The sequence below is a fragment of the Kribbella sp. genome (assembly GCF_035687465.1).
GTDB lineage: Bacteria > Actinomycetota > Actinomycetes > Propionibacteriales > Kribbellaceae > Kribbella.
In genome coordinates this window covers 1-2,146 of the sequence record NZ_DASRXP010000195.1, presented here as the reverse complement: position 1 = coordinate 2,146, position 2,146 = coordinate 1, and the positions used below count along the sequence as shown (strand labels likewise).

At 62.7% G+C, this 2,146-nt stretch carries 4 protein-coding genes; 3 read left to right on the top strand and 1 reads right to left on the bottom strand.

The window, feature by feature from the left end:
* Positions 1 to 333 precede the first annotated feature (333 nt).
* The 3 genes from VFG33_RS09780 to VFG33_RS09770 are packed head-to-tail and all read left to right on the top strand — an operon-like array spanning position 334 to position 1,341.
* Positions 334 to 660, top strand: a complete 327-nt coding sequence (locus VFG33_RS09780) for a PadR family transcriptional regulator (RefSeq protein WP_325024679.1) — start codon at positions 334 to 336, stop codon at positions 658 to 660.
* Positions 657 to 1,013 (top strand): DUF1048 domain-containing protein, encoded by a 357-nt coding sequence (locus VFG33_RS09775; protein WP_325024677.1) that lies wholly within the window; start codon positions 657 to 659, stop codon positions 1,011 to 1,013. The genes VFG33_RS09780 and VFG33_RS09775 overlap by 4 nt, the downstream gene beginning before the upstream one ends.
* 1 nt (position 1,014) lies before the next feature.
* Positions 1,015 to 1,341: a DUF1048 domain-containing protein gene (locus VFG33_RS09770; RefSeq protein ID WP_325024675.1), complete on the top strand. Its 327-nt coding sequence runs from the start codon at positions 1,015 to 1,017 to the stop codon at positions 1,339 to 1,341.
* 405 nt (positions 1,342 to 1,746) lie between these two features.
* Here VFG33_RS09770 and VFG33_RS09765 read toward each other — a convergent pair.
* Positions 1,747 to 2,146, bottom strand: a 400-nt coding sequence (locus VFG33_RS09765) for a zinc-binding dehydrogenase (protein ID WP_325024672.1), incomplete at its 5' end; no start/stop codon positions are given.

Below are 2,146 nucleotides of genomic sequence, written 5' to 3'. Positions count from 1 at the left end.
TGAGGGTTTGCAGGCGGGCGATCTCGGTCCGCGCGGCGTCGAGAGTCAGCAGCTGTTCGCTGCCGCTCATCGAGTACACCGGCCGTGCGCCCAAGATCTCCATACCCAGAAGCCTAGACACCACCACCGACAGTTTCCGTGCGGAATGCCCTTATCTGTAAGGGATTCCGAAGATTGTCTGGATCTTGTGGGTGGTATCGAATCAGGCCAAGTTGTCCACAGCAACCTTTGAGCTGTGGACGGAGGAGGTGGGTTGGATGGCCCACTACTCCGTGATACCGTGTACTGGTACTTAGCGGCACCGAGTAGTCGAGCGCGGCGAGGAGGATAGGGATGGATGATCTGACGGAGATGCTGAAGGGCACTCTGGAGGGTTGCGTGCTGGAGATCATCGGCAGCGAGGAGACCTACGGGTATGCCATCACGCGTCGGCTGAACGAACTCGGCTTCGCCGACGTCGTCGAGGGGACGGTTTACACCATCCTGCTGCGACTGGAGAAGAACCGGCTCGTCCAGGCGACGAAACGACCGTCCGGGCAGGGCCCGCCGCGCAAGTTCTATGCGCTCAACGACGCGGGGCGCGTAGAACTCGCGACGTTCTGGGCGAAATGGGAGTACGTCTCATCACGGATCGACAAGCTCAAGGAGGGCGAGGAATGAACTTCTGGGAGACCATCACAGGCAGCGATCTCACCGAGGAATGGAAGGCGTTCGAAGCCCGGGCCGCGGCCTTGCCGGCCGACTACCGGGCGGCGTGGGGCGAGATCAAGGGTCACCTCGTTCCCTACTCGGACTTCACGGGTCGCAACCTGATGCCGATTCTCGACGGGGTGCTGGGGCTGCTCGAAGAGGCGGCGGCCGACGGGCAGAGCACGCGCGAGGTGCTGGGTGACGACATCGCGGGCTTCTGTGCGGCGGTGGCCGGCGGCGAAGGGGCCCCGAGCTTCCGTGACCGGTGGCGCGAGCAGTTGAACAAGAACGTGGCAAGGAAACTGGGCAGGCTAGGAGACTGACATGGGCATCCAAGACATCATTGAAGGCAAGAAGCAGTGGCGTGCACACATGGCACGGGTCAAGGCGCTCCCGCCGGACTACCAGATCGTCTACAAGGAGATTCAGAAGTACTTCTTCAAGGTCGGACCGGTCGGCCTGGATGACGGGTCTCTGCTCTCGGACATCGTCGACTTCTTCGAGCAGGGGGTCGCGGACGGCAAGGGAGTACTGGAACTCATCGGCAACGACGTCGCGGTCTTCGCCGACGGCCTGATCAAGGACTCGCCCACCTACGCGGACATCTATCAGGAATCCATCAGCGGGAAACCCGGCAAGGCCGAGAAGTAAGGCACCTGCGGGGCCAGACGCGCCCTACGCGAGGCTCCAGAGTTGGGCCGAGCCGGAGACGGTGAGGCTCCAGGGCGGCGGCGTGACGGGGTAAAGCGGGTGGTGGCGCTGTAGCCGGACGCGGTGAAGAGTTCGCTGATGGAGCTTGAGCTTGGCCTTTACCGTTCGCGAACCCTCGCGTGACGGGTTGATTCCGCGCACCGCCCGGCGCCACCGCTGTCACTACCTGTGCGCGAGACGCGATAGGTACGTGGGCCGCAAGTCACTTACTCGCAGCTGAGTAAGCACTTTCCGAGAAGGTGCGCGTTCCGTTCCAGGCGACGAGACGAAGCACGAGGCGCCCGCCCTGGGTTAAACCAGGACGGTCGCCTCGCCAGTTGCCTGATGTTCAATGTCGCTACCCAACTAGGCGCGACCCTGTTCGGGGTCCGGAGAACCGACGAGAACGGTGGTGTTGCCGAACACCTCCTCGCCACGGCCCATCTCCGCATGTGCCCGCGGAATACCGTCGAACTCGAGGGTGCGACCTAGGACGGGATCGATCTTGCCTGCCCTCACAAGGTCGTTGTACGCAATGGCTTGTTTGTCATTGGTCCCGTGCGATCCCTGGAAACGCTTCTGGCGGGTCCAGTGATAGCGCAAGTCAACCATCGCGTCGAAGCCGGTCGTACCGGCGCAGATGACGACCATGCCACCGGGCTGGCACATGAGGATGCTGGTGGCGATTGTCGCGGCACCGGGATGCTCGAAGACGATGGCGGGATCTCGGCGTTCCCCGGCGATTTCCCAGAATTTCTTGCCGAAC